Here is a 25,987-nt window from a genome sequence, read left to right as displayed (position 1 = left end):
ATCAGGATTCCTTGGGTTCGTGTGCGCGCTCATAGCGCGCGAAATGGAAGGCCAGGCCGCTGGCGCTTGTATGCGACTCGCGCGACACCGGTTTGAATATTTGCGTGTCCCAGGCCGGGAAATGCGCGTCGGCATCGGCGTACACGGCATCTACCTCGGTCAGCTCCAGGCGTTGCGCCAGGGGCAGGGCGGCCGCGTAGATCTGCGCGCCACCGATGACGAAGACTTGCGGTACATCGCGGCAGGCCTGCAGCGCCGCGTCCAGGCTGGGCAGGACCTCGGCGCCCGGCAATTGCAGACCGGCCTGGCGGCTCAGCACGATGTTGCGCCGACCCGGTAGCGGCCGGAAGCGCTCGGGCAGCGAGTCCCAGGTCTTGCGGCCCATGACGACCGGGTGGCCGAGCGTCAGCGCCTTGAAATGCGCCAGGTCCTCGGGGAGGCGCCACAGCAGCTCGTTGTTGCGGCCTATGGCGCCATCGCTGGCCACGCCAGCGATCAGGGTGATCAAGCTCATGTTGGCACCCTGAGCGCTGCGCGCTGTCCCGCCGAGCGGGAATGAGCCCCTTCGGGCGGCCGTGCGGGGCTCATACGGCCACAGGCGCCTTGATGGCCGGATGCGACTCATAGCCCACCAGCTCGAAGTCCTCGTACTCGTAGTCGAAGATCGAGGCCGGCCGGCGCTTGATGTTCATGGTCGGGTAGGGCAGGGGCTCGCGCGACAGCTGGGTCTGCACCTGTTCGAAATGGTTGCTGTAGATGTGGCAGTCGCCACCGGTCCAGATGAAATCGCCGAGCGCCAGATCGCATTGCTGGGCCAGCATCTGGGTCAGCAAGGCATAGCTTGCGATATTGAAGGGCACGCCGAGGAAAATATCCGCGCTGCGCTGGTAGAGCTGGCAACTGAGCTTTCCGTCTGCCACGTAGAACTGGAAAAAGGCGTGGCAGGGCATCAGGGCCATCTGGTCCAGCTCGGCCACGTTCCAGGCGCTCACGATGATGCGGCGTGAATCCGGGTTGGTCTTGAGCTGCTTCACCACCTCGGCAATCTGGTCCACATGGCTGCCGTCGGCCTTGGGCCAGCTGCGCCATTGCACACCGTAGACCGGGCCGAGCGAGCCATCTTCACGCGCCCATTCGTTCCAGATCGTGCAGCCGCGTTCCTGCAGCCACTGGACGTTGGAATCGCCGCGCAGGAACCACAGGAGCTCCAGGATGATGGACTTCAGGTGCACCTTCTTGGTCGTCACCAGCGGAAAGCCCTCCGCCAGGTTGAAGCGCATCTGGTGGCCGAACACGCTGCGCGTGCCGGTGCCGGTGCGGTCGGCCTTGGTAACGCCATGCTCGAACACATGGCGCATGAAGGATTCGTATTGGGAGGGGGCGCTCTGCATGGCGGGGATTCTATTCAGCCGACAGCTCGGCCGCGGCGGCCGTGCCGGCCAAAGGCCGACCGGCTCGCGCCCAGCCCTCAAGGCCGCCCGTCAGCGCGCGGGCGCGGGTGTAGCCCTGGCTGGCCAGGGTATTGGCGGCGATGGCGGCCGAGACCTCGTTCGGGCAATTGCAATACAGCACGAGCTCGATGTCGCTGGGCAAGGCCGCCTGCTGTTCGCGGCGAATTCGCAGTTGCTCCAGCGACAACGCACCCGGGATATGGCGGGGATCGGCAGCGCGACCGGCCTCGCCACGCACGTCCACGAAGATCGGCTCCAGCCCCTGCTCGATCAGCGCGAAGGCCTCGCTGACCGAGATGCGCGGCGACGCCACGTCACGCAGGAAGCGGCGCCGGCGCCACCAGCGGCGCAAGACGAGCACAGCCACGATCAGCAGCAGGCCTGCCGCCGCCGCGATGCCGGCATTGGCAAGCAGGTCCAGGGTCTGCTGGATCTGCTCGCTGAGCAAGAGACCGAGGCCGAGGAAGACGCCGCTCCACAGGGCCCCGGCCGCGAGGTCGAAGCTGAGGAAGCGCAGCCAGGGCATGCCCAGCGCCCCGGCCATGGGCGCGGCCACGACCGAGATGCCGGGCAGGAACTTGGCCGCCAGCAGCGAGCTGCCGCCCCAGCGGGCGATCATCGATTCGCTCTGCCGCACGCAGGAATCCGGCGACAGCGAGATCCGGCACAGCAGCTTCAGCACCCGGTGGCCGTAGGCGCGGCCGGCCTGGAACCAGACCGCATCGCCCAGCAGGTTGGCCAGCAAGGTGGCGCCCAGCAGGCCGGGGGCCGAGAGCTCGCCGTTCGCCGCCAGGCCACCGGCCACCACCAGCAGCGGTGCGGCCGGCACCGGCAGGCCGACACGCGCCGCAAACGTCACCAAGAAAACCAGCAGGGTGCCGTGCTGGATCAACAGTTCGACGAGGGTGCGCATGCTCATCGGGCGATTCTGGCGCAGTGCGGGTGCACCCGCGCTGCCAGGCAGCGCTTTCGCCCCATGCGCCTAGAGCGAGGGGGCGATCAGCACCACGCGGCGGTTCTGCGCCCGGCCGGGCTCGTTGCCGTTGTCGGCAATCGGCTTGGCGCTGCCAAAGCCTTGCGTCGGCAAATGGGCCCGCAGCAAGCCAGCGCCTGCCAGGACCTGCGCAACGGAACCGGCGCGACGCAAGGACAGCCGCTTGTTGTACTCGGCATCGCCGACGTTGTCGCTGTGGCCCTCCACGCGAAGCCCCAGCAAGCCGACCTGGGCCAGCGTGCGGCCGATGCGCTCCAGTTGCTGCTTCTGCAAGGGGCGGACCTGATCGGAATCGAACTCGAACAGCACGCTTGCCGCGAGGTTCAGGGCCCAGTCGTCGCCAACCGGCGCGAAGCCCAGCTCGCGCAGCGCACGCGCCTGAACTGCCGTCAGAGGCTGGGGGCGCGAGAGCTCGGAGGGCTGCAGCGGCGCCTGCTGGCAGGCCGCCACGAAGACCGACAGGGGCAGGCAGAGAAGGCTTCGGCGTGGGATCAACTTCATGGGCTTGTGGGGGCAAATGGGCCGAGCCTGGTCGTTGCAAGTGCGAGCTCAGTCTCTCGAGACGTCGCTCACGGCTTGCTCGGCGGGGTTGAGCCGGCGCACGCGCTTGCGTCGGTACATGGATTCATCTGCGTGCCTGAGCAGGGCTTCGGCGCTGTGCCCATGGTCAGGATAGAGGGCCACGCCAACGCTGATGCCGGGCGTGATCTCGATGGGGCCGGCGGCGGTCGGCAGGGCCAGCGGGCGCGCCACCAGCGCCTCGATCTGCTGCGTCACGCGGTGGGCATCGTCGGCATGGCGCAAGGGCTCGATCAGCACCACGAACTCATCGCCTCCCAACCGCGCCACCAGGTCATGCTCGCGCACGGCGCTGCGAACGCGTTGGGCCAGCGCGATGAGCACCTGATCGCCGGCCTCATGGCCATGCTGGTCGTTGATCTGCTTGAACCGGTCGGCATCGATGAACAAGAGCGCCAGCCGCGTGCCGCCTGCATCGGCCCGGGCCAGGGCCTCGACCAGCCGGTGCTCGAAATGCGCGCGGTTGGCCACCCCGGTGAGCGAGTCGCGGCTGGCGCGCTCTGCCAGGTCGGCATGGTCGGACTGCAAGGCCTCGTGCCGGTGGAGCAGCTCAGCTTCGCGCGCCAGCACCTCGTCCAGCAGCGCGTTCAGATCGTTGGCCAGCGCGTCTATCTCACGGATGGAGGCCCCGCGGACTCGGGTCCTGTAGGCCCTGGCCTCGCGAACGTGGCGTGACTGCGCCGCCAGATCACTCAAGGGTGCCTCGATCATCTGCGTGAGCCGTCGGGTCATCAGCATCACGGCCTTGCCGCTCAGGAGCATGCCGAGTGCAGCGGCAGCGAGCGACCAGCCCAGGGCCACCAGCAGCGGGGCAACATCACCACGCAACTGCAGCCGCCCCACCACTTCTGCCTGGAAGCGGATCTCGGCTTCGGCATGCAGAGGCAGCAGCATGTCGACGGCGGCTTCCAGCCTTGGCCAGCGCGCCGGGCGCTGCCATTGCGCAAGACTGGCGCCCGAAGCCAGCACGATGCGGGCGCCCGCCAGCTCGTCGCGCGCTCCGGCGTCGGCCAGCAGCTCGGCTGCCGAGCGCGCGTCCCGGAAGACCACAGCAGCCTCGCTCGTGTAGGCCAGCGATTGAGCCACCAGGTTCAAGTGCTTGAGCTGATTGAGCCGCAAGGACACCAGCATCCCGACGATCAGCACCGAGCCAACCACCAGCAGGGTCAGCAACGCCACCCGCAGCTGGGCCCGCCGCAGCACCGAGGCCACCGAGGGCAGCGGGGACGAGCGCAGGTCCGTGCTCATCCCGACACTCCCTGCGGCCGGGGGCGCGCCAGGCGCAGCACCTGGGGATGAACGCGCAGCCCGCTGCGCGACACCGCATCGAGGTTGACCTCGAATCGCAGACCGGCGGAATCCGGCGTCAGGCAGAACAGCCCGCCATCGCTGCAGAATTCGCTGCCCTGACCGATGCTGAGCACGGGGCGCCCCGCCAGGCTGCGCAAAGCTTGCCGCTGCGGCAGTGCTTGCCAGCCTTCGAAGATGATCACGTCACAGGGGGTGGGCGGCGGTTCGTCCGGCTCGATGCTGCGGCCCGACAGCGGCCAGCGCAGGCGCTGGAGCTTGGCATGGGCCAGGATGGCCTCCGCGTCCGTTGCGCCACGGCTGACGCACAGCAGCAGGCCGTTGCGGTCCGGCTCGATCCAGGCGGTGTAGCCCAGAATGGCACTCACCAGCTCGGCCGTGGTCAACCCAGTCTGGGCCTGCGCCAGCGTCCGCGGCGCCTCCGCAGCAACTGCCGGCCCGACCAGCAGCCCGGCCGCGACGCACAACCACACCAGCATTCGGCAGGCCTGAACAGCAAGGGGCGGAAAGGAACCAGGACGCATACGGCAGACAACGGGACGGCCTGAGTTTAAGGGCCCCAAGCGCGTCAACCAAGGACGGCATCCCCGCACCCAGGGGGCGCCCTGGGCACCGGCAATCCGGGGCTTCAGGTCCCGGTTGCCGAGGCCTTGGAGCCTGGATCAGCCCTGAAACTGCAGCGCCGCCAGCCGCGCGTAGACGCCGCCGGCCTGCACCAGCTCCTCGTGCCGACCCTGCTCGACGATGCGGCCCTGGTCCAGCACCACGATGCGGTCGGCCTTCTGCACGGTGGCCAGGCGGTGGGCGATCACCAGGGTCGTGCGGTCGCGCATGGCCACTTCCAGCGCGGCCTGCACCATGCGCTCGCTCTCGGCATCGAGAGCGCTGGTGGCCTCGTCGAGCAGCAGGAGCGGCGGGTTCTTCAGCATGGCCCGCGCGATGCTGATGCGCTGGCGCTGGCCGCCCGAGAGCCGCACGCCGCGCTCGCCGAGGAAGGTCTCGTAGCCCTGAGGCAGCTGGCGGATGAACTCGTCGGCGAAGGCGGCCTTGGCGGCGGCCCTCACGTCCTCGTCGCTCGCCTCGGGGCGGCCGTAGCGGATGTTCTCCAGCGCATTGGTCGAGAAGATCACGCTGTCCTGCGGCACGAGGCCGATGCGCTGGCGCAGCTCGTGCAAGGGCAGGGCGGCGATGTCCACGCCGTCCAACCGCACGCGGCCGGCTTGCGCGTCGTAGAAGCGCAGCAGCAGCTGGAACACCGTGCTCTTGCCCGCGCCACTCGGGCCCACGAGGGCCACGGTCTGGCCGGGCTCGATGGCGAGGCTCAGCTCGCTGAGGGCCGCATGCTGCGGGCGAGAGGGATAGTTGAAACGCAGGCCTTCGAGGCTCACAGAGGCGCCACCGGTGCTGGCCGGCAGGGCCTGCGGCGTGGCGGGCTCGCGCACCGGACTTTGCGTGTTCAGCAGCTCGACCAGGCGCTCGGTCGCGCCGGCGGCGCGCAGCATGTCGCCCCAGACCTCGGACAGCACGGCGACGCTGGACACCAGCAGGGTGACGTAGACGACCGTCTGGCCCAGATGGCCGGCCGTGATCTTGCCGGCGATCACCGCCTGCGTGCCCTGGTAGAGGCCCCAGACCAGGGAGCCGAAGGTGGCCGTGATGATGAAGGCCACCAGCATGGAACGCACGCGGGTGCGCTTGCGGGCGGTGTCGAAGGCGCTCTCGCTGGCCTCGGCAAAGCGTTTCGCTTCGCGGCCCTCGGCCGTGTAGCTCTGCACCACGGTGACGGCGTTCAGCACCTCGGCGGCGATGGCGCTGGTGTCGGCCACGCGGTCCTGGCTGGCGCGGCTGAGCTTGCGCACGCGGCGGCCGAAATAGAGGGCCGGCAAGACCACCAGCACCAGCATGCCCAGCACCTGGGTCATCACCAGCGGGTTGGTGGCGATCAGCATGACCATGGCGCCAATGCCCATCACCGTATTGCGCAGGCCCATCGAGAGGCTGGAGCCCACGAGGGTCTGCACGACCGTGGTGTCGGTGGTGATGCGGCTCAGCACCTCGCCGGTCTGCGTGGTCTCGAAGAACTCGGGGCTCTGCTTCAGCACATGGGCATAGACGGCCTTGCGCAGGTCGGCCGTCACGCGCTCACCGAGCCAGGTCACCGAATAGAAGCGCAGGGCCGAGAAGAGGCCCAGCAGGGCGCCGACCCCGAACAGCGCGAGGAAATGCTCGCGCAAGGCCATGATGCGCGCGCCCGGGTCGCTGGCCACCAGGCCCTGGTCGATCAGCTCCTTCAGCGCCAGCGGAAAGGCCAGGGTGGTCAGCGCCGCCAGCACCAGGAAGAGCAAGGCGGCCGCGATGCGACCCCGGTAGGGCATCAGAAAGGGCAGCAGGCCACCCAGCGCACGCGGCGGTGCCTTGTTGAGGTCGTGTCGGGAGGCTTCGGTCATGGCGGGTCCAGATGGGGCGAACCCCGTGCAATGCAAGGCTGACGGCGATTGTCAGCGATTAATTGCCTTGACAATCATTGCCTAGGCAATTAAATTTCAGCCCATGTCACCCAAGCCTGTCAAGTTCTACAGCGCCGAGACCTACCGCCGCGAGGAGAGCCTCGGCTGGCTGATCAAGCGCATCACCGGGTCGGTGGTCGCCATGGCAGATCGCCACATGGGCCCACTCGGCCTGACGCATGCGCAATGGGCGCCGCTCCTGCACCTGCGCCTGCAAGGCCCCGGCCCGGTGGCCACGCTGGCCTCCGAGCTGAACATCGACCCCGGCGCGCTGACCCGGCTGCTGGACCGCTTGGAGGCCAAAGAGCTGGTGCGCCGCGAGCGCAGCAGCGAAGACCGCCGCGTGGTCATCGTGTCGCTGACCGAGCTGGGCCAGCAGGCCACGGCCGAGGTGCCGGCCGTGCTGTCCGACATCTTCAACCAGCTGCTCAGCGGCTTCACGCGAGAGGAATGGCGCAGCCTGGTTTCCATGCTGCAACGCCTCGCAGCCAATGGCGAAGCGCTGCGCGCCGCCCAGAACAACGACGCCACCGCGTCCGAATGATGACGATGATGAAGAAATTCCAACCGACCCTGCTGGCCTTCGCGGCTGCACTGCTAGGCGCCTGCGCCCAGATCCCCGAACTGCCCAAGGCGGCCGCGCCGTTGCAGGCTCAGCAGCTGGGTTTGAGTGAGCCCGCCGGACAGGCATTTGAGAGCCGCTGGTGGGGCGCGTTCAAGGACGCCCAGCTCGACGCCCTGGTGGACCGCGCCCTGGCCGAGTCGCCGAATCTGGCACTGGCTCAATCCCGCATCACCAAGGCGGCCGCCGTGGTCGAAGCCGCCGGCGCGGCCGACAAGCCGGTGATGGGTGTGGGCCTCGACGCCAGCCGCCAGCGCTACACCGAGCACGGCCTGATACCGCCGCCCGTCGCTGGCACCATTCGCACGACGGCCACGCTGCAAGCCGGCATCAGCTATGAGTGGGACTTCTTCGGCAAGCATGCCGCCGCGCTGAACGCTGCGCTCGGCCAGCACAAGGCCAGCCTGGCCGACATGGCCGCCGCCCGCCTGGTGCTGGCCACGCAGGTCAGCCGTGCCTACCTCTCGCTCGCGCAGGTGCAGGCCCAGGCCGCCCTGGTGGACCGCATGATGGGTGAGCGCCAGGCCGCCCTGGCCCTGGTCCGCCAGCGCAGCGAGGCCGGCCTCGACGGCGCGCAGGAGCTGCGCAATGCCGAGCTGCCGCTGCCCGAGCTGCGCCGCCAGCGCCTGGTACTGAACGAACAAGCCACGCTCTTGCGCCATCAACTGGCGGCGCTGACGGTGCAGTCGCCCCAAGCCCTGGACAGCCTGCAAGCCCAACTGCCCGCCGCCCAACCCTGGCCAACCGAAGTGGCACCGGGCCTCGACCTGCTGGGCCGCCGGCCGGAGCTGGTGGCGGCACGCTGGCGCGTCGAGGCGGCCACGCAGCAGGTCAAGGAATCGCGCGCCCAGTTCTATCCGAACGTGAGCCTCAGCGCCTTCGCCGGCTTCAGCTCGATCGGCCTCGACAACCTGGTCAATGCCGGCAGCCGCCAGTACGGCTTCGGCCCCTCGCTGCGCCTGCCCATCTTCGACACCGGCCGCCTGCGCGCCCAGCTGAAGGGCTCGGCCGCCGAGGCTGACGCGGCCGTGGCCTCGTACAACGCCGCGCTGCTGGAAGCGGTGCGCGACGCCAGCGATCAGTACACCGGCCTGCAGTCGTTGCGCGCCCAGACCAGCGCGCAGGCCGAGGCGCTGACGCAATCGCAGAAGCTGCTGGATCTGGCCCAGCAGCGCCGCGAGGCCGGCCTCGGCAGCCAGTTGGCCGTGCTCAATGCCCGCTTCGCGGTGCTGCAGCAGGAGCGCCAGGCGCTCGACCTGCGCGCCCAGGCCCTGGACAAACAAGTGAACCTGGCCCGCAGCCTCGGCGGCGGCTGGAACGAAGCTACGAACTGAATCAGCAAGCGAAGAACACCATGAGCGACAACAACCAAACCACCGCCCCCGTCAACGCAAACGGCAACGGCAATGGCAAGCGCAACAAGGCGCTGACGATCCTGACCGTGGCCGTGCTGCTCGGCTTCGGCGGCTATGTGGCCTACGACAAGCTGATCGGCAGCAAGGTCGAGAACACCGACAACGCCTATGTGCAGGCCAATGTGGTGCAGATCACGCCCCTGGTCGGCGGCACGGTGCGCGCCATCCATGCCGACGACACCGACTACGTGAAGGCCGGTCAGCCGCTCCTGAGCCTGGACCCGGCCGACGCCAAGGTGGCGCTGGAGCAGGCCGAGAGCCAGCTGGCCCAGACCGTCCGCGAAGTGCGCACGCTGTACGCCAACAACAGCACCCTCGGTGCCCAAATCAAGCTGCGCGAGGCCGATGTGCAGCGCGCGCAAAGCGAGATCAACCGCCTGCAAAGCGATGCCAAGCGCCGCGCGCCGCTGGTTGAGACTGGCGCCGTGGGCCGCGAGGAATATGAGCATGTGCTGGCCCAGATCACCACGGCCAACAGCAGCCTCGCCGGCGCGCAATCGGCCCTGGCCGCAGCGCGCGAGCAGCTCGCCAGCAACCAGGTGCTGACCGACGGCGTGCCGCCCGAGCAGCACCCCAATGTGCAACGCGCCGCTGCCCGCGTGCGCGAAGCCTTCCTGGCCCTGCAGCGCACCGAGCTGCCGGCGCCGGTGGATGGCTGGGTTGCCCGCCGCAGCGTGCAGCTCGGCCAACGCGTGGCCGCCGGCGCGCCGCTGATGGCCGTGGTTGGCCTGCAGCAGGTCTGGGTCGATGCCAATTTCAAGGAAGGCCAGCTGAACCACCTGCGCATCGGCCAGCCCGCCAAGCTGGTGGCCGATGTCTACGGCAAGAAGGTCGAGTTCAACGGCAAGATCGTCGGCCTGTCGGCTGGCACTGGCGCAGCCTTTGCCCTGCTGCCGGCGCAGAACGCCACCGGCAACTGGATCAAGGTCGTGCAGCGCGTGCCGGTGCGCATCGCGCTGGACGCCAAGCAGGTCGCCGAGCATCCGCTGCGCGTGGGCCTGTCGATGAATGTGGACGTGGACGTGACGGACCAGAGCGGCAAGTCGCTGGTCGATGCGCCGCGCGCTGCGGCCAGCATCGAGACCAAGGTGCACGAGCGCTCGGAAGCGGCGGCTGATGCCGACGTGGACCGCATCATCAAGGCCAACCTGGGCCGCGCGATCAAGTCGACGCCGATGGCGGCGCGCAAGGTGCAAGGATGAGCAATCCCGCCGCAAACGCACCGGCTCAGCCGGCGCCGCTGCATGGGCCCAGCCTGATCCTGGGGACGCTGGCCTTGTCGCTGGCGACCTTCATGAACGTGCTGGATTCGTCCATCGCGAACGTGTCCTTGCCCGCCATCGCCGGTGACCTGGGCGTGAGCCCGGTGCAGGGCACCTGGGTCATCACCAGCTTCGGCGTGGCGAATGCGATCTCGGTGCCGCTGACCGGCTGGCTGACCCGCCGCTTCGGTGCGGTGCGCCTGTTCACGACCAGCGTGCTCTTGTTCGTGCTGGCTTCCTGGTTGTGCGGCTTCGCGCATTCGCTGGAAATGCTGGTGGCCTGCCGCGTGCTGCAAGGCCTGGTGGCCGGGCCCATGATCCCGCTGTCGCAGACCCTGCTGCTCGCGAGCTATCCGCGCGAGAAAGCGGGGACGGCGCTGGCCTTATGGGGGGTGACCACGCTGGTCGCACCGGTTGTGGGGCCGCTCCTGGGCGGCTGGATCACCGACAACATCTCCTGGCCCTGGATCTTCTACATCAACGTGCCGGTGGGCCTGTTCGCGGCCTTCCTGACCTGGAGCATCTACAGGAAGCGCGAGACGCCGACGGCCAAGCTGCCCATCGACGGCATAGGCCTCGCGCTCCTGGTGATCTGGGTCGGTGCGTTGCAGCTGATGCTAGACAAGGGCAAGGAACTCGACTGGTTCGCCAGCGGCGAGATCCAGATCCTGGCGGTCACGGCCGTGGTGGGCTTCCTGTTCTTCCTGATCTGGGAGCTCTACAACGAGCATCCGGTGGTGGACCTCAGGCTGTTTGCCGGGCGCAATTTCGCGGTGGGCGCGGCCACGCTGTCGGTGGCTTACGGCCTGTTCTTCGGCAATGTGGTGCTGCTGCCGCTGTGGCTGCAGCAGTGGATGGGCTACACCGCCACCGACGCCGGCATGGCGCTGGCGCCGGTGGGCTTGCTCGCCATCCTGCTGTCGCCGGTGGTGGGCAAGAACGTCAGCCGCTTCGACCCGCGCGCCATGGCGACCTTTGCCTTCGTGATGTTTGCAGTCGTCTTGACCATGCGCTCCAACTTCACCACGCAGACCGACTTCGCCACCATCATGGTGCCGACCCTGCTGCAGGGTGCCGCGCTGGCCTTCTTCTTCATCCCGCTGACCACGCTGACCCTGGCCGGCATCACGCCGGACCGGTTGCCGGCGGCGGCCGGCCTGTCGAACTTCGTGCGGATCACGGCCGGTGCCATGGGCACGTCGATCTCGACCACGCTGTGGGAGAACCGCGCCACGCTGCATCACCAGCACATGGTCGAGAACCTGGGGCAGGGCAGCGCCGTGGCGGCCGATGCGGTGGCCAAGCTGACCGGCAGCGGCATGTCGGTGGATCAGGCCTGGGCCCAGATCAACCGGCAGATCGACCAGCAGGCCTTCACCCGGGCGGCGGACGACATCTTCCTGATCTCGGCCGTGCTCTTCCTGGTGCTGATCGCCTTCATCTGGATGACGCGCCGGCCGCCCCGCATCGGTGCCGCGCCGGTGGACGCCGGCGGCGCGCACTGAAGCCGCGACCATCGGTCACACGGTGTCACCGATATAAGGGGTGCGGGCTGCTTTCCAGCGGCCCGCATTGTGTTTGAATAGGCGCGTACCCCAGGGTCACGCGCCACCATGTCGTCCCACCTCACGCCCGACCATCCGCGCTGGCTGCAACAGCTGGCCGAACTGCGGCGCCGCCATGGCGCCACCTTGGTCTGGGCCGGCCTATTCGCCGCGCTGTGGCTGCCGGGCCTGCTCCTGACCCTCTTGATGAGCGTGCCGCTGGGCGTCGCGCCGGGCACAGCCTTGTTGCTTGGCAGCGTGGGTTCGCTGATCTGCGCCGCTGCGGCCAGCGCGCTGCTGCTGGGCCTGGCCGACCCGCTGGACCGTGCGCTGCGCCTGCTCGGCCGCCAGGGCACGCTGGACCCGGCCACCGGCGTCTGCGACCGCCGGCATTTCCTGCATGCCGCCGAGCGCGAGCTGTCAGCCGCGCGGCGCTATCAGCGGCCTTGCGCCCTGGTGCTCTTGCAGCTCGATCATTTCGCCCAGATCCAGAATCGCTTCGGCCAGCGCTGCGGCGAGCTGCTGCTGCGCGCCCTGGCCGAAAGCGCCCAGGCCCAGCTGCGCCAGCCCGACCTGCTGGCCCGCTTCGACGACGACCGGTTCATCCTGTTGTTACCCGACACCGACCCGCTGGGCGCCCTCGATGTGGCCGACCGGCTGCGCGAACGCGCCGAGCGCCTGGGCTTCGAATGGCAGGGCCAGATCCTGCAATGCACGGCCAGCCTCGGCGTGGCGGCCTTGCAGGAAGAGCATGCAGCCCTGCAGCAGCTGGTGCAGGCCACCGAGGCCGCCTTGCGCGAGGCGCTCGCTGCGGGCCGCAACTGCGTGCGGGCCGACGCACAGCTGCTGCCTTCGCGGCCGCGCGTCAGCAAGCCGCAGAGCAAGCTGTAGCGGCCCCTAGAGCTGCATCTTGCCGGCGTAGCCGGTCATCTCCAGGTAGCCCAAGCCGATCTGCTGGCCACGGCTGTCACTCAGCCTGGCCACACCTTCCCAGTAGGCCATGCCGGTGCTGCGCCGGGCATCGACCTCCTGCGCGTCGAACAGCGCCGCCAGCTGCAACTCGCCAAGCGGGCTCTTGATCCGCCATTGCACCGGGTACTGCGCGCTGCTGAGCTCGCTGCGCCAGCGGCGCTGCGGCTCGAAGGCCAGCTCGCCATTGGCGAACGTGCGCAGGCTGCCATCGGGCTTGCGCCAGCTGCCGCCGGTCCACAGCGTGCTGCCATCGGCCCGACGCAGGCGGAAGGCGGTGAGGGCGCCGCCATTGTCCAGGTTGATGCCCAGCCAATCCCAGCCCTCGGCCTCGGGCGGCAGCAACTGGCCACTCCATTCGTGGTCCAGCCAGGAGCGGCCCCGCAGTTGCAGAGGACGGCCATCGATCTGCAAGCGGGCGCGGGTCTGCAGCTGAACCTGGCTGTAGTAGTGGCTGAAGGTTGCAGCCGATTTGCGCGACAGGCCCTGCTCGCCCTGCTGCAAGGGTGCTTGCGTGGTCTGCAAAGCCAGCTCCAGCGCAAAGCCGGCCGTGCTGCTTGCAATGGCCGCAACATAGCCTTGCTCGGTGCGCTTCAGCGTCCAGTCGGACAGCCGCAGATCGCTGTCGCCTTCCGCCGCCCGCGCATGCTCGAAGCCCACCCGCGCCAGCCGCTGGTCGTGGTGCAGCCGCTGGCCCCTGATGTCGCTCAGCGCGGCATGGGCCAGCAGCAGTTGACGCGCGGCGAAGGGGCTCGGATGCTCGCCGTGCACCGGCCCGCGCAGACTGAAGAAGGTCAGCTGATAGCCGTAGTCGGGCCGCTTCGCGTCAGCACCGATCAGGCCGGTGAGGTACCACCATTCGATGGCTTCGCCTGGATGTGAGCCGTGGTCGCGCGGGAACTGCAGACCGGCGGCGGCAAGGGCGGTAGTCGGGCCCGGCAAGGCGGCGAGCAGGAGCGCGCGGCGGCCGATCTTCATCATCACCAGTCCTCCTTTACCGACTGCACCGCATCGACCGACAGGGCCTGGCGCCCCGCCAGCAGCGCGGCCGCGACGGCGGTGACGAACACCGCCGCCAGCAGGCCTGCGAGGCGCAGCCAGGGGATGTGCATCTCCATGCTCCAGTGGAAGCTCTGCGGGTTCAGCACCCACACGAGCACCGCGCTGATCAGCAGGCCGAGTACCAGCCCAAGCAGCAGGCCGCAGGCGGCCAGCAAGCCCGCTTCGCGCAAGAGCAGGCCCAGCACATCGCTGCGCGACAGGCCCAGATGCCGCAAAAGGCCGAACTCACGCCGCCGCGCCAGCGTCTGCGCTGACTGGCTGGCGGCGATGCCGAACAGGCCGATCGCCAGGGCCACGGCCTGCAGGCCATGGGTCAGCACAAAGCTGCGATCGAAGATGCGCAGCGAGAGCGTGCGCAGGTCCTCGGCGCTGGCGACCTCGATGTCGTCGGGCTCCGCCGCGAGCGCCCGCAGCTGCTTCACCACGCCCTCTGCTCCGGCCTTGGGCCACAGCAGCAATTCGCTGACTGCCGCCTCGCCACTGGCACGGCGGTAGTCGGCCAGGGCCAGCAGCAGGGCCGGGCTCTGGCGGCTGTAGTCGCGCCAGACGCCGGCCACCTGGCCATCGAGACGGGCGCCGCCCGCGAGCCGCAGACTCAGGCCTTGACCAGGCTGCAGCCGCAGGCTGTCGCGCATCGCCTCATTGATGAAGAAGGCCGGGCCCTGGGTCGCCACCGCCGGGTCGACCAGGGGCAGATGGCCCGGGTCGAACTCGCGCGCCAGCAAGGCCAGTTCCTGCCCGTTCGCTGCCGCTTCGGCCAGCCAGGCCTTGGCCGTGCGTTGCTGGGCGGTGCGCTCGAACAGCGGGCTTTGCTGCACAGCCTCGACGAAGGCCGGCGGCAGCGGCGCGCCGCCCCGGATGCCGCTGCGCAGGTACATCTCGGCCGGCAGCATCTGCGTGAGCCATTGCTGCAGCGACTCGCGGAAGCTGCCCACCATCACCAGCATGGCCACCGACAGGGCCAGTGCCACCAGCACGCCCGACAGCGTCTGCAAGGCATCGCCACTGTGCTCGCGCAGCCGCGCACGCGCCAGCCGCGCGAGGGCCGTGCCGCGCTGGCGCTTCAGCAGCAGCGACAAGGCCTGCGGCAGGCTCAGCATGCCACCGAGCAGCAGGCACAGCATGGCGGCATAGGCGCCGAGAGACAGTTCCTGCCAGGCCGGTGCCAGCGCCAGCGGCAGGGCCGCCAGCAGCAGACCGGGGCCGAGCCAGGCCGGCCAGCGCCGCAGCGAGGTGCCGCCCAGGCCCTTGAGCACCTGGGCCACCGGCATCTCGCGCACCGCGAGGGCTGGCGCCGCTGCGGCCAGCAGGCAGACCAGCAAGCCCAGAGCGCCAAAGCCCAGCAGCGGCAGCGGCTCCAGCGACGCAGAAGCGACCTGGCTGATGCCCAGGGCCGCACCGAAATCGCCGCCCAGCAGCTTCAGCACCACGCCATGCAACAGCCAGCCAAGCAGCAGGCCGAGACTGCTGCCGACGAGGCCCAGCAGCGTCGCCTCGGCCATCACGAGGCCGGCGCGCTCTCGGCCCGAGAGGCCCAGCACGCCCAGCAAGGCCAGCTGCGGCTGGCGCTGGGCCACCGACAGCGAGACCACCGCGAACACGAGGAAGCTGCCGGTGAACAGCGCCATCAGGGACAGCACGCCGAGGTTCACGCGGTAGGCCTGCGTGAGGCTGGAGAGTCGGGCGTCGGCGTCAACGGGTGGCGCTGCGTGCACGGCGTCCGGCAGCGCGGCACTGGCCAGGAATTGCGCTGCTGTCACGCCGCTCTGCAAGCGCAGGGCGATCCGGTCCAGCGTGGTGCGGCCGAGCAGGGCCTGGGCGCCGGCGATGTCGATCACCGCCAGCGGCGGACCGCCGGCTGCTACTTCACCGCCGCGCTGCAGGCGGGTGGTCTGCAACTGCGAGCCTTGTGGATGGCGCAGCTCGATCAGCGCCTGCTGCTCACCGAGCCACAGGGCGGCAGCGCGGTTCAGATGCAGGCGCTGCGGGTCCAGCCACAGCTGCAAGGGCGATTCGGTCTTCAGCGGCCGGGCCAGCAGGTCGGGGCTCAAGCCGGTGGCGGCCAGGGCGTCGATGCCCAGCAGGCGCAGGCTGCGAACCTGACCGTCGGCTCGGCGCATCTGCACGCTGGCCTCGATCTGCGGCGCGGCCTGCAGCACCTCGGGCCGCGCGGCGATGCGCTCGAACAAGGCCAGGTCCAGCGTGCCGCCATCGCGGCTCAGCACCAGGTCGGGCTGGCCTTCGACGCTGCGGGCGGCCGCCGCGAATTCACCAAGTGCGGCTGCATTGATCAGGTGGACGGCATAGGGCAGGGCCACGCCCAGCATCACGGCCACCAGGGCCAGCAACTGGCGTCCGGCCTGGTGGCGCAGCGCCGGCAGCGAGAGGCGTCGCAGCCAGCGCAACCCCGTCATGGCAGGGCTTCCAGGCCGGCCTCGCCGAGGTGCAGGCGGCGGTCAGCCAGCGCAGCGGCGCGCTCCGAATGCGTCACCAGCAGGCAGGCCGCACCTTGCTCGCGGCATTGCTGGCGCAAGAGCTCCAGCACACCGTCGGCATGGCGAGGGTCCAGGTTGCCGGTGGGTTCATCGGCCAGCACCAGGGCCGGCTTGTGGACCAGGGCGCGGGCGATGGCCACACGCTGCAGCTGGCCGCCGGAGAGCTGGCGCGGCATGCGTGCAGCAAGGTCGACCAAGCCCACAGCCTCCAGCATTTCGGTCACGCGGGCCGCGTCTTCACGGCCCTGCAAGAGCAGCGGCAGGCCCACATTGCCGGCCACGTCCAGGTGCGGCAGCACATGGAAGGCCTGGAACACGAAGCCGAGGCGTTCGCGCCGCAGCCGCGCCTGGGCCGCCTCGGCGAGCGCATGGATGTCCTGCCCTTCGAGCAAGACCTGGCCCTCGTCGGGGCGGTCCAACCCGGCCAGGCAGTTCAGGAAGGTGGATTTGCCGCAGCCGGATTCGCCAAGCAAGGCCACCAGCTCGCCCGGCGCCAGGTTCAGCGACAGGCCGCTGAACACGGTGCTGTCGCCGTAGCGCTTGGCGAGCTTGCGGGCCTCCAGCATGGCGCTCATCGCAGGGCTTTTTGCAGCGCGGCCAGCACATGCAGGGCCGCGTCCGGATGCTGGCAGTCGACCACCTGGCGCTGCGGCATGCTGCGCAGCCAGGTGATCTGTCGCTTGGCCAGCTGGCGCGTGGCGGCACTGCCGCGTTCGACCAGATGCTTGAAATCGCCGCTGTCCAGTGCCTCCCAGGTCTGGCGGTAGCCCACGCAGCGCATCGAGGGCAGGTCCGGCGACAGATCGCCCCGCGCGCGCAGCGCCTTCACCTCATCGATCAGGCCCTGGTCCAGCATCTGCTGGAAGCGCTGGTCCAGCCGCTGGTGCAGCCAGGCACGGTCCTGCGGCTCCAGCGAGAGCAGGGGCCAATCGACGCCGCTGCTGCGCTGCGGCTCCGCATGCAGCTGCGACAGGGTCTTGCCGCTCAGGTGCCAGACCTCGAGCGCGCGCTGGATGCGCTGCGAATCGTTCGGCGCGAGGCGGGCTGCCGTCTCTGGGTCGATAGTGGCAAGCTTGGCATGCATGGCCGGCCAGCCGATCTGCTCGGCCTCGGCATCCAGTTGCGCGCGCAGCTCGGCATCGGCCTGCGGCAGGGCCGAGAGCCCGTCGAACAAGGCCTTGAAATACAGCATGGTGCCGCCGACCAGCAGCGGCAGCTTGCCGCGCGCCAGGATCTCTTCCGCCAGTTGCTGGGCGCTGCTGGCGAACTCGGCGGCCGAGTAAGACTCGAGCGGATCGAGGATGTCGATCAAGTGGTGCGGCACCGCCGCCAGCTCGGCCTTGCTCGGCTTGGCCGTGCCAATGTCCATGCCTCGGTAGACCAGGGCCGAATCGACGCTGATGATCTCGACCGGCAGGTACTCCGCAATCTTCAGCGCGGCAGCGGTCTTGCCGGTGCCGGTCGGCCCGGCAAGACAAACCGGCTGCATCATCAGAAGCGTTCCCAGGGTGTCAGGTAGCGCCATTCACCCACCGGCAATTTACCCAACGGAATGCGGCCGATGCGCACGCGCTTCAAGCCCACCACCTTGAGTCCGACCAGTTCGCACATGCGGCGGATCTGGCGCTTGCGGCCCTCGCGCAGCACGAAGCGCAGTTGGTCCTCATTGGCCCAGCTGACGTTGGCCGGCTTCAGCTGCACGCCATCGAGCTCCAGGCCATGGCGCAGCAGGGCCAGGTCTTGCTCGGTGAAGCCTTCGTCGCTCTTGACGCCATTGCGGCCGACGTACTCGACGCGCACGAGGTACTCCTTCTCGACCAACGAGTCCTCGCCGATCAGGGCCTTGGCCACGCGGCCGTCCTGCGTCAGCACGAGCAGGCCGGTGGAGTCGATGTCCAGGCGGCCGGCGGGCGCGAGGCCGCGCAACTGGCCTGGATGGAACTTGATGCCCGAGGTGTCTTCGCCCCAGTGCGTGTCCTGCTTGATCAGCACGGCCGCCGGCTCATAGCCATCCTCAGCTTGGCCTGACACATAGCCGATGGGCTTGTGCAGCAGGATGGTCACGCGGGTCGCCTGCTGCTGATGGGCAGCGTCGTCGACCTCAATCTTGGCGTCGGGCAGCACGCGCTGGCCGAGGTGGGCCATCTTGCCGTCCACGCGCACCCAGCCGGCTTCGATCCACTCGTCGGCCTCACGGCGCGAGGCGATGCCCAGCTCGCCCATGCGCTTGGACAGGCGTTCGCCCTCGGGCGGCGGTTCGACGGGTTCGCGGCGCTGACGCGGCTGCGGCGCTTGCTGGCCGTAGGGTTGATCGAAGCGCGGGCCGGTGTTGCGGCGCTGATCGCGGCGCGGTGGCGGGGCATCGTCACGGTTGAACTGGCCTTCGTTGCGGTCACCGCCACGGAAACCACCACGGTCATCGCGATCATTGCGGTCAGATTGGCGTGGCGGGCGCTCATCGCTGCGCTGTGGGCGGCTGTCTTGCCTCGGGGCGGCGCGACCCTCGCCACGTGGTGCGGGCCGGCCTTCACCGCGCGGTGCCGGGCGCCCTTCGCCACGCGGCAGCGCACGGCCTTCATTGCGCTGCTGGCCTTGCTGCTCTTCACGGCGGAAACCACCGGAAGGCTTGGCCGGCCTGTCACCCGAACGCGCCGGGCGCTCGCCGGGGGCTGCGGGACGAGCTGGCCGAGCTGGGCGGGCCGGGCCGCGTTCTTCGCTGGGGCCGCGTTCTTCGGCGCGGCGCTGCTCGAAAGCCTTTCGCTCGGCCTGCACCTGCTCGAGGGTCTGGCGCGGGCGCGACACGCCCTTGCCGCGCAGCGGGGCGCGCTTCTCGCCGTCCGCCGTGGTCTTGCGCGGGGCGGGCTTCTTGTTCAGTTTCAGGGTGGCCATGGGTACTTTCGCTAGGACGCTATTGGACCATCAAGCGAGCCTTCAGCGGCCCCGCAGGAACAGGGCGTCCAGTTCCTTCATCGTCAGCTGGCGCCAGGTCGGCCGGCCGTGGTTGCACTGGTCGGCCCGTTCGGTGCGCTCCATGTCGCGCAAGAGGGCGTTCATTTCGTCCAGCGTCAGTTGCCGGTTGGCGCGCACTGCGCCATGGCAGGCCATGGTGGCGAGGATCTCGTGCTGGGCCCGCTCGATGGCCTGGCTGGCATCGAACTGGCCCAGTTCGGCCAGCACGCCGCGCGTCAGCTCCACCACGTCGCCACCGGCCAGCGCAGCCGGGCGGGCGCGCACGGCCAGCATCTTGCTGGACAGCGGCGCCACGTCCAGACCCAGCCGCAACAGGCCCTCGGCCTGGGCTTCCGCCGTGGCGATCTCCTGCGCCGTGGCGGCGAAGGTCACCGGGATCAGCAGCGGCTGCGACTCGATGGCGGCCGCGCCGAGCGAGGCCTTGAGCCGCTCGTAGACCACGCGCTCATGGGCCGCATGCATGTCGACAATGACCAGGCCCTGGGCGTTCTCGGCCAGGATGTAGACGCCCTGGATCTGCGCCACGGCGCGGCCCAGTGGCCAGTCATGCGCGGGCAGGGCGCTGGGCTCGGCAAAGGCGACCGGCAGTGGCGTCTGCGGCGCATAGAGCGCCTGGGCTTCGGCCAGGCCCAGCGAGACCTGGGTGTTGCTGCGCCAGCTGGGCACGTAGGCCGGGGCCGGCGCTTCGGCGGCCGTCTGGGCGTTGCCGAACCAGGCCGGCGGATTGCCGGGCGAGGGGCGATAGCCGGGTGCCTCCGCTGTCGCCTGCTGGGCCGCCTGGATGGCATTCGTGGTTTGAGCCTCAGCCGCGCGCGACACCGCCAGCGCATCCTGCACGGCATAGCGCACGCGCTGGTGCAGCTCGCGGCCATCGCGGAAGCGCACCTCGATCTTGGTCGGGTGCACGTTCACGTCGACGAGGCTGGGGTCGATTTCGAGGAACAGCAGGTAGCAGGGCTGGCGGTGGCCGTGCAGCACGTCTTCATAGGCCGAGCGCACGCCGTGCGCGATCAGCTTGTCGCGCACGAAGCGGCCGTTGACGTAGACGTACTGCATGTCGGCGCGGCTGCGCGAGGCCTCGGGCAGGCCGGCGCGGCCATGGATGCGCAAGGGGCCGGCGCCGCCTTCCACCGGGCGGCTCTCGGCCACGAACTCCTCGCCCAGCACATCGGCCACGCGCTGTTCGGCCGTGCCGGCGCGCCATTGCTCCACGAGCTTGCCCTCGTGCCAGACCGCAAAGCCCACATCGGGCCGCGCCAGCGCATGGCGGCGCACGGCCTCCACGCAATGCGCTAGCTCGGTGGCATCGGTCTTCAAAAACTTGCGGCGTGCCGGCGTGCTGAAGAACAGCTCGCGCACCTCCACGCTGGTGCCGCGCGCCCGTGCCGCCGGGTTCAGCTCGCCGGAGCGGGCGTCGATGCGGTGGGCATGGGCCGCGCCCTCGCTGCGGCTGGCAATGGCCATCTCTGACACCGAGGCGATGGCGGCCAGCGCCTCGCCCCGGAAGCCCATGGTGCCGACCGATTCCAGTTCATCGAGGTTGCGGATCTTGCTGGTGGCATGCCGGCGCAGCGCCAGCGGCAGCTCTTCGGACGGAATGCCGAGGCCATCGTCCTCGACGACGATGGCACGCACGCCGCCGGCCATCAGCTTGACCTGGATCTGGGTGGCGCCGGCATCCAGCGCGTTGTCCACCAGCTCGCGCACCACCGAGGCAGGGCGCTCGACCACCTCGCCGGCGGCGATCTGGCTGATCAGTTCATCGGGGAGTTCGCGGATCTCGCGGCGCGGGGCGGGGGAAGACGACAAATCCATGGGCCGGATTGTAGGAAGCCGGCGTCATCCCCAGAGCCCGTCAGGGCAGCCCGGCCAAAAAGTCCGCCAGCGCCGCATTGAAGGCCTCCGGCGCCTCCAGCGAGGGCAGGTGGGCCACACCCGGCATCAGGGTGCGCTGTGCGCAGGGGATGCGTGCGGCCATCTGCTCGCAACGCTCGGAGAAATAGGCCAGGTCCAGATCACCCCACAGCAGATGCGTGGGCACCTGCACCCGTTCCAGCTGCGGCCAGCTGGGCGGCGCCTCGATGGCCGGGCCGGGCTTGGGCGCGCGCAGCATCAAGTCGTCCATGTCGAGGAAGAGGGTGCGGGCCTCGCCGTCCACGCGGCCGGCCGGGCTGGTGGGGCCGTCCAGCCACAGGGCGGCCAGGGCCGCGTTGGTCTTGTCGAAATCGCAGGACAACTCGGCGGCGTCGATGGCCTCATCCAGCCGCTGTTCGGCCTCGGTCAGCTCGGGCACGGGAGCGCCATTGACGGCCGGCGCCACCAGGAAGAGCCCAGTCACGCGGGTGGGCCGGTCCAGCGCCGCCTCCAGCGCGAGGCGCCCGCCGAGCGAACAGCCGACCAGCACCGCATGCTGCAGGCCCGCCGCATCCATCACGGCCCAGAGGTCGTGCAGGTGCGAGAACGGGCCCACGGTCTCGATCTCGGCAACGCCATAGCCGCGCCGGTCATAGGCCAGCACGGTGCGCTCGGCGCCGAAGGCCTGCAGTTGTGCGAGCCACAGGCGATGGTCCGTGACGCCGGCGTGCAGGAAGACCAGCGGCGACTTGCTGGGGTTGGGATGGCGGCGCAGCACACAGGGCAGGTGGGCACCGGCGACCGGTATCCATTGAAGGGCATTCATCGGGGTAAAGGGACTTGAGGGACTTGAGGGACTTGGATCAGCGACCGGGCCATTGTGAGAGCTTGATCTCGCCATGCCATTCGTTTCTGCTGTGGCACCGCATAATGCGCCGCCATGGAATTCATCACCCTGCTGATCGACTTCGTCGTCCATGTGGACAAGCATCTCGCCACCTTCGTGGCGGCCCACGGCGCCTGGATCTACGGCCTCTTGTTCCTGATCATCTTCGTGGAGACCGGCGTCGTGGTGATGCCCTTTCTGCCGGGTGACTCGCTGCTCTTCATCGTCGGTGCGATGTGCGGCACGGGCTTGCTGGATCTCGGCCTCTCTATCAGCCTGATGAGCGTGGCCGCCGTGGCCGGCAACCAGAGCAATTACGCGATAGGCCGCTACTTCGGGCCCAAGGTCTTCCAGTGGGAGAACTCGCGCTTCTTCAACCGCAAGGCCTTCGACCAGGCCCACGCCTTCTATGAGCGCCATGGCGGCATCACCATCGTGATCGCGCGCTTCATGCCCTTTGTGCGCACCTTCGCGCCCTTCGTGGCGGGCGTGGCACAGATGACGCGCAGCAAGTTCACGCTGTACGACGTCAGCGGCGGCCTGCTTTGGGTTGTGGGCATCACCATGGTCGGCTACCTGTTTGGCAATGTGCCCTGGGTGCAGGCGAACCTCGAAAAAATCATCTGGGCCATGATCATCATCCCTGGCCTGATTGCAATCGGCGGCGGCCTGAGATCCAAGCTGCGACGCCCCAACAAGGAGACCGCATGAAGTACCGTCTTTCCGCGCTGGTCGCGGCATTGGCCCTGGTCGGCGTGACTCAGGCCGCGCAGGCTGCTGAAGAACCGACCCGGCTCTTGCGCCAGCCCACGATCTCGGCCACGCAGCTGGCTTTCGTCTATGCGGGCGACCTCTGGATCGCCGGCCGCGACGGCAGCAACCCGCGCCGCCTGACGACCCACGCGGCGGCCGAGTTCTCGCCGCATTTCTCGCCGGACGGCAAGAGCATCGCCTTCTCCGCCAGCTATGACGGCAACACCGACGTCTATGTGATCCCGGCCGAAGGCGGCCAGCCCCGCCGACTGACCTGGCATCCGTCGGCCGATGTGGTGAGCGGCTGGAGCCCGGACGGCAAGCGCGTGCTGTTCGCCTCCTCGCGCGAGGTGGCCAACAACCGCAGCAACCAACTGTTCGAGATCGATGCCGAAGGCGGCTTCGAGCGCAAGCTGATGGAGGCCGTGGCCTACGAAGGCAACTGGTCGCCGGATGGCAAGAAGCTCGCCTACCGCCCCTACCGCCAGGCCTATGTGGGCACGGCCGGCTGGCGCCAGAGCCGTGGCGGCACCACGCCGCCGGTCTGGATCATCGACCCGGCCACCAACCAGTGGGAGCAGATTCCCCACGTCAACGCGAGCGACACCAACCCGGTCTGGGCCGGTGACGAGGTCGTGTTCATCTCGGACCGCAACGATGGCGCCGCCAATCTGTTCGCCTACAACAGCAAGACCAAGGCACTGCGCCAGCTGACGAAGGAAACGGTTTGGGACGTCAAGAGCGTCGAGGCGAGCGGCCGCACGGTGGTCTACGAGGTCGGTGGCCGCATCAAGGAGCTGAGCCTCGACGGCGGCGCCGCGCGCGACATCAACGTCGGCATCAACACCGCCTCCATCCAGGCGCGCACGCAGTGGAAGGACGCGGGCCGCAACCTGACCTCGGCCCAGCTCTCGGCCACCGGCAAGCGTGTGGTGGTCAGTGCCCGTGGCGACGTGTTCACTGTGCCGGTCAAGGACGGCTCGGTGCGCAACCTGACCGAAACCTCCGGCGTGCGCGAGAAGGACGCACTGTGGAGCCCTGACGGGCAACGCGTCGCCTACATCTCCGATGCCCCCGGCATGCAGCACCAGATCGTGCTGCAAAGCCAGACCGGCACCGGCAAGCCCGAGGTGCTGCCGCTGCCCAAGAACGGCTACTTCTCGCTGCGCGACTGGTCGCCCAATGGTCAGACGCTGGTGGTGGAAGACAACCACCTGAACCTGTACACGATCTCGCTGGTCGAAGGCCCCAAGCGCGGCCAGCTGAACAAGATCGACAGCAGCCTGCGCCGCCGCGGCAGCTTCAACGCCGTGTTCTCGCCGGACAGCCGCTACCTGGCCTACGCCGTGACCATCGCCAACTCCTTCAGCCAGGTGCGCATCGCCGACCTGCAGACGGGCAAGCAGATCCCGGTCAGCGACGGCCTGAGCCATGCCGACGATCCGGCGTTCTCGAGCAAGGGCGACTACCTGTTCTTCACGGCCTCGATCAATGCCGGCCCGACCCTGGTCGGCCTCGACATGTCGACGCAGGAACGTTCGGTGCGCTCCGGCATCTACGCCGCCGTGCTGGCCAGCGACGGCAAGTCGCCGCTGCCGCCCAAGGGTGGAGACGAGGACGCCAAGAAGGAAGAAGCGAAGAAGCCGGAAGCTGCTGCGCCTGCAGCATCGGCCGCTTCTGCTGCCAAGCCCGCTGACAAGAAAGACGAGAAGAAGGACGACAAGGTCAGGCCGGTGCGCCTGGACGTGGAAGGCCTGCAGCAGCGCATCGTGGCGCTGCCGGTGGCCGAACGCGCCTACGACAGCCTGGCCGTGGCCGCCGACGGCGCACTGTTCTACATGGAACGTCGCCAGCCCGGCATCAGCAACGAGCTGCCGGCCACCTTTGGTGATGCCAGTGGCGAGCTCTACCGCTTCGACTTCGAGGAGCGCAAGGCCGTCTCGGTGCGCACTGGCCTGAACGGCTACAGCCTGAGCGCCGATGGCAAGAAGATCCTGCTGCAGGGATCGCGCGGCCGCCTCGACATCTCGGATGCCAAGGAGAAGCTCGATCCCAAGCCCATCGACCTCTCCGGCCTGCGCACCAAGGTTGACCTGCGTGCCGAATGGAAGCAGATCTTCGACGAGACCTGGTGGATGGAGAAGGAGTACTTCTACGACGCCGGCCTGCATGGCCTGGACTGGGACGGCATCTACAAGCGCTACCTGCCGCTGCTCGCGCATGTGCAGCGCCGCGAGGACCTGAACGACCTGCTGGTCGAGATGATTGGTGAGCTGCAGGTCGGCCACAACCGCATCGGCGGCGGCGACCAGCATTCGGAGCCGACCGTCAGCGTGGGCCTGCTGGGTGCCGACTTCACGGTGGAAAGCGGCCGCTACAAGGTGAGCAAGGTGCTGGCCGGCGACCGCTGGAGCCCCTTCATGAAGGCGCCTTTGGCAACGCCGGGCGCCAACGTGAAGGCAGGGGAATTCATCCTGGCCGTGAACGGCCACCAGGTCGATGCCAAGCAGAACCTCTACTCGCGCCTGGAGAACCTGGTGGGCAAGCAGGTCAGCCTGACCGTGGCCAGCGATGCCAGCGGCAAGGGCAGCCGCGAGGTGGTGGTGGAACCGATCGCCAACGAAGCCGCGCTGCGCCAGTGGGACTGGATCGAGCGCAACCACCAGTACGTGCAGCAGAAGTCCGGCGGCAAGGTCGCCTACGTCTACATGCCCGACACTGGCACCGGCGGTTTCCGCTCCTTCAACCGCATGTTCTTCGCCCAGGTCGACAAGCAGGCCCTGATCGTGGACGACCGCCGCAACGGCGGCGGCCAGGCGGCCAACTACGTGACCGAGCTTTTGAGCCGGCCCTACCTGTCGAGCTGGAAGGACCGCGACGGCCTCGTGTTCGACACCCCCGGCGGCGCGATCTACGGCCCCAAGGCCATGCTGGTGGACCAGGACGCCGGTTCGGGTGGCGACTTCATGCCCTATGCCTTCAAGCGCGTGGGCCTCGGCCCGCTGATCGGCAAGCGCACCTGGGGTGGGCTGATCGGCATCTCGATCAACCCCAACCTGATCGATGGCGGCTCGCTGGTGGTGCCTTACTTCCGCTTCTACACGCCGGAAGGCGAATGGCGGATCGAGAACGAGGGCGTGGCGCCGGATATCGACGTCGAACTCGACCCGGCCGCCGTCAACAAGGGCCAGGACACCCAGCTCGATGCGGCCATCGCCAATGTGCTGAAGCGCCTGGAGACCTGGAAGCCCATCCAGCGCCATGTGCCGCCGGCGCCGGCCACGTTGGGAAAGTAGTCATTTCAAAGGACTAAATT

General features: G+C 68.9%; 21 protein-coding genes. 7 read left to right on the top strand and 14 right to left on the bottom strand.

The features are described from left to right. Nucleotide 1: 1 nt before the first annotated feature. From J7U46_RS00315 to J7U46_RS00285, 7 genes are all read right to left on the bottom strand, one after another. Complete coding sequence (locus tag J7U46_RS00315) at nt 2-514, bottom strand: dihydrofolate reductase (RefSeq protein WP_282822821.1); 513 nt, start codon at nt 512-514, stop codon at nt 2-4. Between the two features lie 70 nt (nt 515-584). Then, nucleotides 585-1,391, bottom strand: coding sequence for a thymidylate synthase (locus J7U46_RS00310; protein ID WP_282822820.1), 807 nt, complete (start codon nt 1,389-1,391; stop codon nt 585-587). Nucleotides 1,392-1,401: 10 nt separating this feature from the next. After that, nucleotides 1,402-2,370, bottom strand: a complete 969-nt coding sequence (locus J7U46_RS00305) for a VTT domain-containing protein (protein ID WP_282822819.1) — start codon at nt 2,368-2,370, stop codon at nt 1,402-1,404. 63 nt (nt 2,371-2,433) lie between these two features. Then, nucleotides 2,434-2,946 carry an OmpA family protein gene (locus tag J7U46_RS00300; protein ID WP_282822818.1) on the bottom strand — a complete coding sequence of 171 codons (513 nt, stop codon included), beginning with the start codon at nt 2,944-2,946 and terminating at the stop codon, nt 2,434-2,436. 48 nt (nt 2,947-2,994) lie between these two features. Continuing rightward, nucleotides 2,995-4,272, bottom strand: coding sequence for a sensor domain-containing diguanylate cyclase (locus J7U46_RS00295; protein WP_282822817.1), 1,278 nt, complete (start codon nt 4,270-4,272; stop codon nt 2,995-2,997). After that, a complete protein-coding gene (locus tag J7U46_RS00290; RefSeq protein WP_282822816.1) occupies nt 4,269-4,811 on the bottom strand; it encodes a YfiR family protein in 543 nt (180 codons plus the stop codon). The genes J7U46_RS00295 and J7U46_RS00290 overlap by 4 nt, the downstream gene beginning before the upstream one ends. A gap of 183 nt (nt 4,812-4,994) precedes the next feature. After that, nucleotides 4,995-6,779, bottom strand: a complete 1,785-nt coding sequence (locus J7U46_RS00285) for an ABC transporter transmembrane domain-containing protein (RefSeq protein ID WP_282822815.1) — start codon at nt 6,777-6,779, stop codon at nt 4,995-4,997. Between the two features lie 103 nt (nt 6,780-6,882). On the opposite strand from J7U46_RS00285, the gene J7U46_RS00280 reads away from it, so the two are divergent. From J7U46_RS00280 to J7U46_RS00260, 5 genes are all read left to right on the top strand, one after another. Beyond that, nucleotides 6,883-7,383: a MarR family transcriptional regulator gene (locus J7U46_RS00280; protein WP_282822814.1), complete on the top strand. Its 501-nt coding sequence runs from the start codon at nt 6,883-6,885 to the stop codon at nt 7,381-7,383. 5 nt (nt 7,384-7,388) lie between these two features. Next, nucleotides 7,389-8,795, top strand: a complete 1,407-nt coding sequence (locus J7U46_RS00275; RefSeq protein ID WP_282822813.1) for an efflux transporter outer membrane subunit — start codon at nt 7,389-7,391, stop codon at nt 8,793-8,795. 20 nt (nt 8,796-8,815) lie between these two features. Beyond that, nucleotides 8,816-10,078, top strand: coding sequence for an efflux RND transporter periplasmic adaptor subunit (locus tag J7U46_RS00270; protein WP_282822812.1), 1,263 nt, complete (start codon nt 8,816-8,818; stop codon nt 10,076-10,078). Continuing rightward, the gene (locus tag J7U46_RS00265) at nt 10,075-11,643 is read left to right on the top strand and encodes a DHA2 family efflux MFS transporter permease subunit (protein WP_282822811.1); all 1,569 of its coding nucleotides are present in this window, start codon (nt 10,075-10,077) and stop codon (nt 11,641-11,643) included. Before J7U46_RS00270 ends, J7U46_RS00265 begins: the two co-directional genes overlap by 4 nt. A 108-nt stretch (nt 11,644-11,751) precedes the next feature. Beyond that, a complete protein-coding gene (locus tag J7U46_RS00260) occupies nt 11,752-12,573 on the top strand; it encodes a GGDEF domain-containing protein (protein WP_282822810.1) in 822 nt (273 codons plus the stop codon). Between the two features lie 6 nt (nt 12,574-12,579). Here the strand turns inward: J7U46_RS00260 and J7U46_RS00255 are convergent, their stop codons facing one another. From J7U46_RS00255 to J7U46_RS00225, 7 genes are read right to left on the bottom strand one after another with little or no spacing between them, the layout of a single operon-like run. Then, the gene (locus J7U46_RS00255; RefSeq protein WP_282822809.1) at nt 12,580-13,632 is read right to left on the bottom strand and encodes a lipocalin-like domain-containing protein; all 1,053 of its coding nucleotides are present in this window, start codon (nt 13,630-13,632) and stop codon (nt 12,580-12,582) included. Beyond that, the gene (locus J7U46_RS00250; RefSeq protein ID WP_282822808.1) at nt 13,632-16,127 is read right to left on the bottom strand and encodes an ABC transporter permease; all 2,496 of its coding nucleotides are present in this window, start codon (nt 16,125-16,127) and stop codon (nt 13,632-13,634) included. The genes J7U46_RS00255 and J7U46_RS00250 overlap by 1 nt, the downstream gene beginning before the upstream one ends. Next, entirely contained in the window at nt 16,124-16,774 is a 651-nt protein-coding gene (locus tag J7U46_RS00245) for an ABC transporter ATP-binding protein (protein WP_282824911.1), read from the bottom strand. The genes J7U46_RS00250 and J7U46_RS00245 overlap by 4 nt, the downstream gene beginning before the upstream one ends. A gap of 5 nt (nt 16,775-16,779) precedes the next feature. Continuing rightward, nucleotides 16,780-17,700, bottom strand: coding sequence for a tRNA (adenosine(37)-N6)-dimethylallyltransferase MiaA (gene miaA, locus J7U46_RS00240; protein WP_282822807.1), 921 nt, complete (start codon nt 17,698-17,700; stop codon nt 16,780-16,782). Next, on the bottom strand, nt 17,700-19,097 hold the full coding sequence (locus J7U46_RS00235; protein ID WP_282822806.1) for a pseudouridine synthase: 1,398 nt from the start codon (nt 19,095-19,097) through the stop codon (nt 17,700-17,702). Before J7U46_RS00235 ends, miaA begins: the two co-directional genes overlap by 1 nt. A 42-nt stretch (nt 19,098-19,139) precedes the next feature. Continuing rightward, complete coding sequence (gene mutL / locus J7U46_RS00230; protein ID WP_282822805.1) at nt 19,140-20,993, bottom strand: DNA mismatch repair endonuclease MutL; 1,854 nt, start codon at nt 20,991-20,993, stop codon at nt 19,140-19,142. Nucleotides 20,994-21,033: 40 nt separating this feature from the next. Then, nucleotides 21,034-21,858, bottom strand: coding sequence for an alpha/beta fold hydrolase (locus tag J7U46_RS00225; RefSeq protein ID WP_282822804.1), 825 nt, complete (start codon nt 21,856-21,858; stop codon nt 21,034-21,036). Between the two features lie 114 nt (nt 21,859-21,972). Here J7U46_RS00225 and J7U46_RS00220 point away from each other — a divergent pair, with 114 nt between their 5' ends. Both J7U46_RS00220 and J7U46_RS00215 read left to right on the top strand, forming a co-directional pair. Then, nucleotides 21,973-22,629, top strand: a complete 657-nt coding sequence (locus tag J7U46_RS00220; protein ID WP_282822803.1) for a DedA family protein — start codon at nt 21,973-21,975, stop codon at nt 22,627-22,629. Continuing rightward, nucleotides 22,626-25,967 (top strand): S41 family peptidase, encoded by a 3,342-nt coding sequence (locus J7U46_RS00215; protein ID WP_282822802.1) that lies wholly within the window; start codon nt 22,626-22,628, stop codon nt 25,965-25,967. The genes J7U46_RS00220 and J7U46_RS00215 overlap by 4 nt, the downstream gene beginning before the upstream one ends. Nucleotides 25,968-25,987 lie beyond the last annotated feature (20 nt).

It is taken from the genome of Pelomonas sp. V22, assembly GCF_030014915.1.
Classification (GTDB): domain Bacteria; phylum Pseudomonadota; class Gammaproteobacteria; order Burkholderiales; family Burkholderiaceae_C; genus JAUASW01.
The sequence above is the reverse complement of the archived record's forward strand: the minus strand, read 5'-3'. Positions and strand labels throughout refer to the sequence as shown.

Bases quoted from the DNA above. Each gene is read 5' to 3' on its own strand.
- J7U46_RS00220 (WP_282822803.1), top strand. From the start codon at position 21,973: ATGGAATTCATCACCCTGCTGATCGACTTCGTCGTCCATGTGGACAAG.
- J7U46_RS00315 (WP_282822821.1), bottom strand. From the start codon at position 514: ATGAGCTTGATCACCCTGATCGCTGGCGTGGCCAGCGATGGCGCCATA.
- J7U46_RS00265 (WP_282822811.1), top strand. From the start codon at position 10,075: ATGAGCAATCCCGCCGCAAACGCACCGGCTCAGCCGGCGCCGCTGCAT.
- J7U46_RS00260 (WP_282822810.1), top strand. From the start codon at position 11,752: ATGTCGTCCCACCTCACGCCCGACCATCCGCGCTGGCTGCAACAGCTG.
- J7U46_RS00225 (WP_282822804.1), bottom strand. From the start codon at position 21,858: ATGAATGCCCTTCAATGGATACCGGTCGCCGGTGCCCACCTGCCCTGT.
- J7U46_RS00235 (WP_282822806.1), bottom strand. From the start codon at position 19,097: ATGGCCACCCTGAAACTGAACAAGAAGCCCGCCCCGCGCAAGACCACG.
- J7U46_RS00280 (WP_282822814.1), top strand. From the start codon at position 6,883: ATGTCACCCAAGCCTGTCAAGTTCTACAGCGCCGAGACCTACCGCCGC.
- J7U46_RS00300 (WP_282822818.1), bottom strand. From the start codon at position 2,946: ATGAAGTTGATCCCACGCCGAAGCCTTCTCTGCCTGCCCCTGTCGGTC.
- miaA (WP_282822807.1), bottom strand. From the start codon at position 17,700: ATGATGCAGCCGGTTTGTCTTGCCGGGCCGACCGGCACCGGCAAGACC.
- mutL (WP_282822805.1), bottom strand. From the start codon at position 20,993: ATGGATTTGTCGTCTTCCCCCGCCCCGCGCCGCGAGATCCGCGAACTC.
- J7U46_RS00270 (WP_282822812.1), top strand. From the start codon at position 8,816: ATGAGCGACAACAACCAAACCACCGCCCCCGTCAACGCAAACGGCAAC.
- J7U46_RS00295 (WP_282822817.1), bottom strand. From the start codon at position 4,272: ATGAGCACGGACCTGCGCTCGTCCCCGCTGCCCTCGGTGGCCTCGGTG.
- J7U46_RS00275 (WP_282822813.1), top strand. From the start codon at position 7,389: ATGATGAAGAAATTCCAACCGACCCTGCTGGCCTTCGCGGCTGCACTG.
- J7U46_RS00290 (WP_282822816.1), bottom strand. From the start codon at position 4,811: ATGCTGGTGTGGTTGTGCGTCGCGGCCGGGCTGCTGGTCGGGCCGGCA.
- J7U46_RS00305 (WP_282822819.1), bottom strand. From the start codon at position 2,370: ATGAGCATGCGCACCCTCGTCGAACTGTTGATCCAGCACGGCACCCTG.
- J7U46_RS00215 (WP_282822802.1), top strand. From the start codon at position 22,626: ATGAAGTACCGTCTTTCCGCGCTGGTCGCGGCATTGGCCCTGGTCGGC.
- J7U46_RS00245 (WP_282824911.1), bottom strand. From the start codon at position 16,774: ATGCTGGAGGCCCGCAAGCTCGCCAAGCGCTACGGCGACAGCACCGTG.
- J7U46_RS00255 (WP_282822809.1), bottom strand. From the start codon at position 13,632: ATGATGAAGATCGGCCGCCGCGCGCTCCTGCTCGCCGCCTTGCCGGGC.
- J7U46_RS00310 (WP_282822820.1), bottom strand. From the start codon at position 1,391: ATGCAGAGCGCCCCCTCCCAATACGAATCCTTCATGCGCCATGTGTTC.
- J7U46_RS00285 (WP_282822815.1), bottom strand. From the start codon at position 6,779: ATGACCGAAGCCTCCCGACACGACCTCAACAAGGCACCGCCGCGTGCG.
- J7U46_RS00250 (WP_282822808.1), bottom strand. From the start codon at position 16,127: ATGACGGGGTTGCGCTGGCTGCGACGCCTCTCGCTGCCGGCGCTGCGC.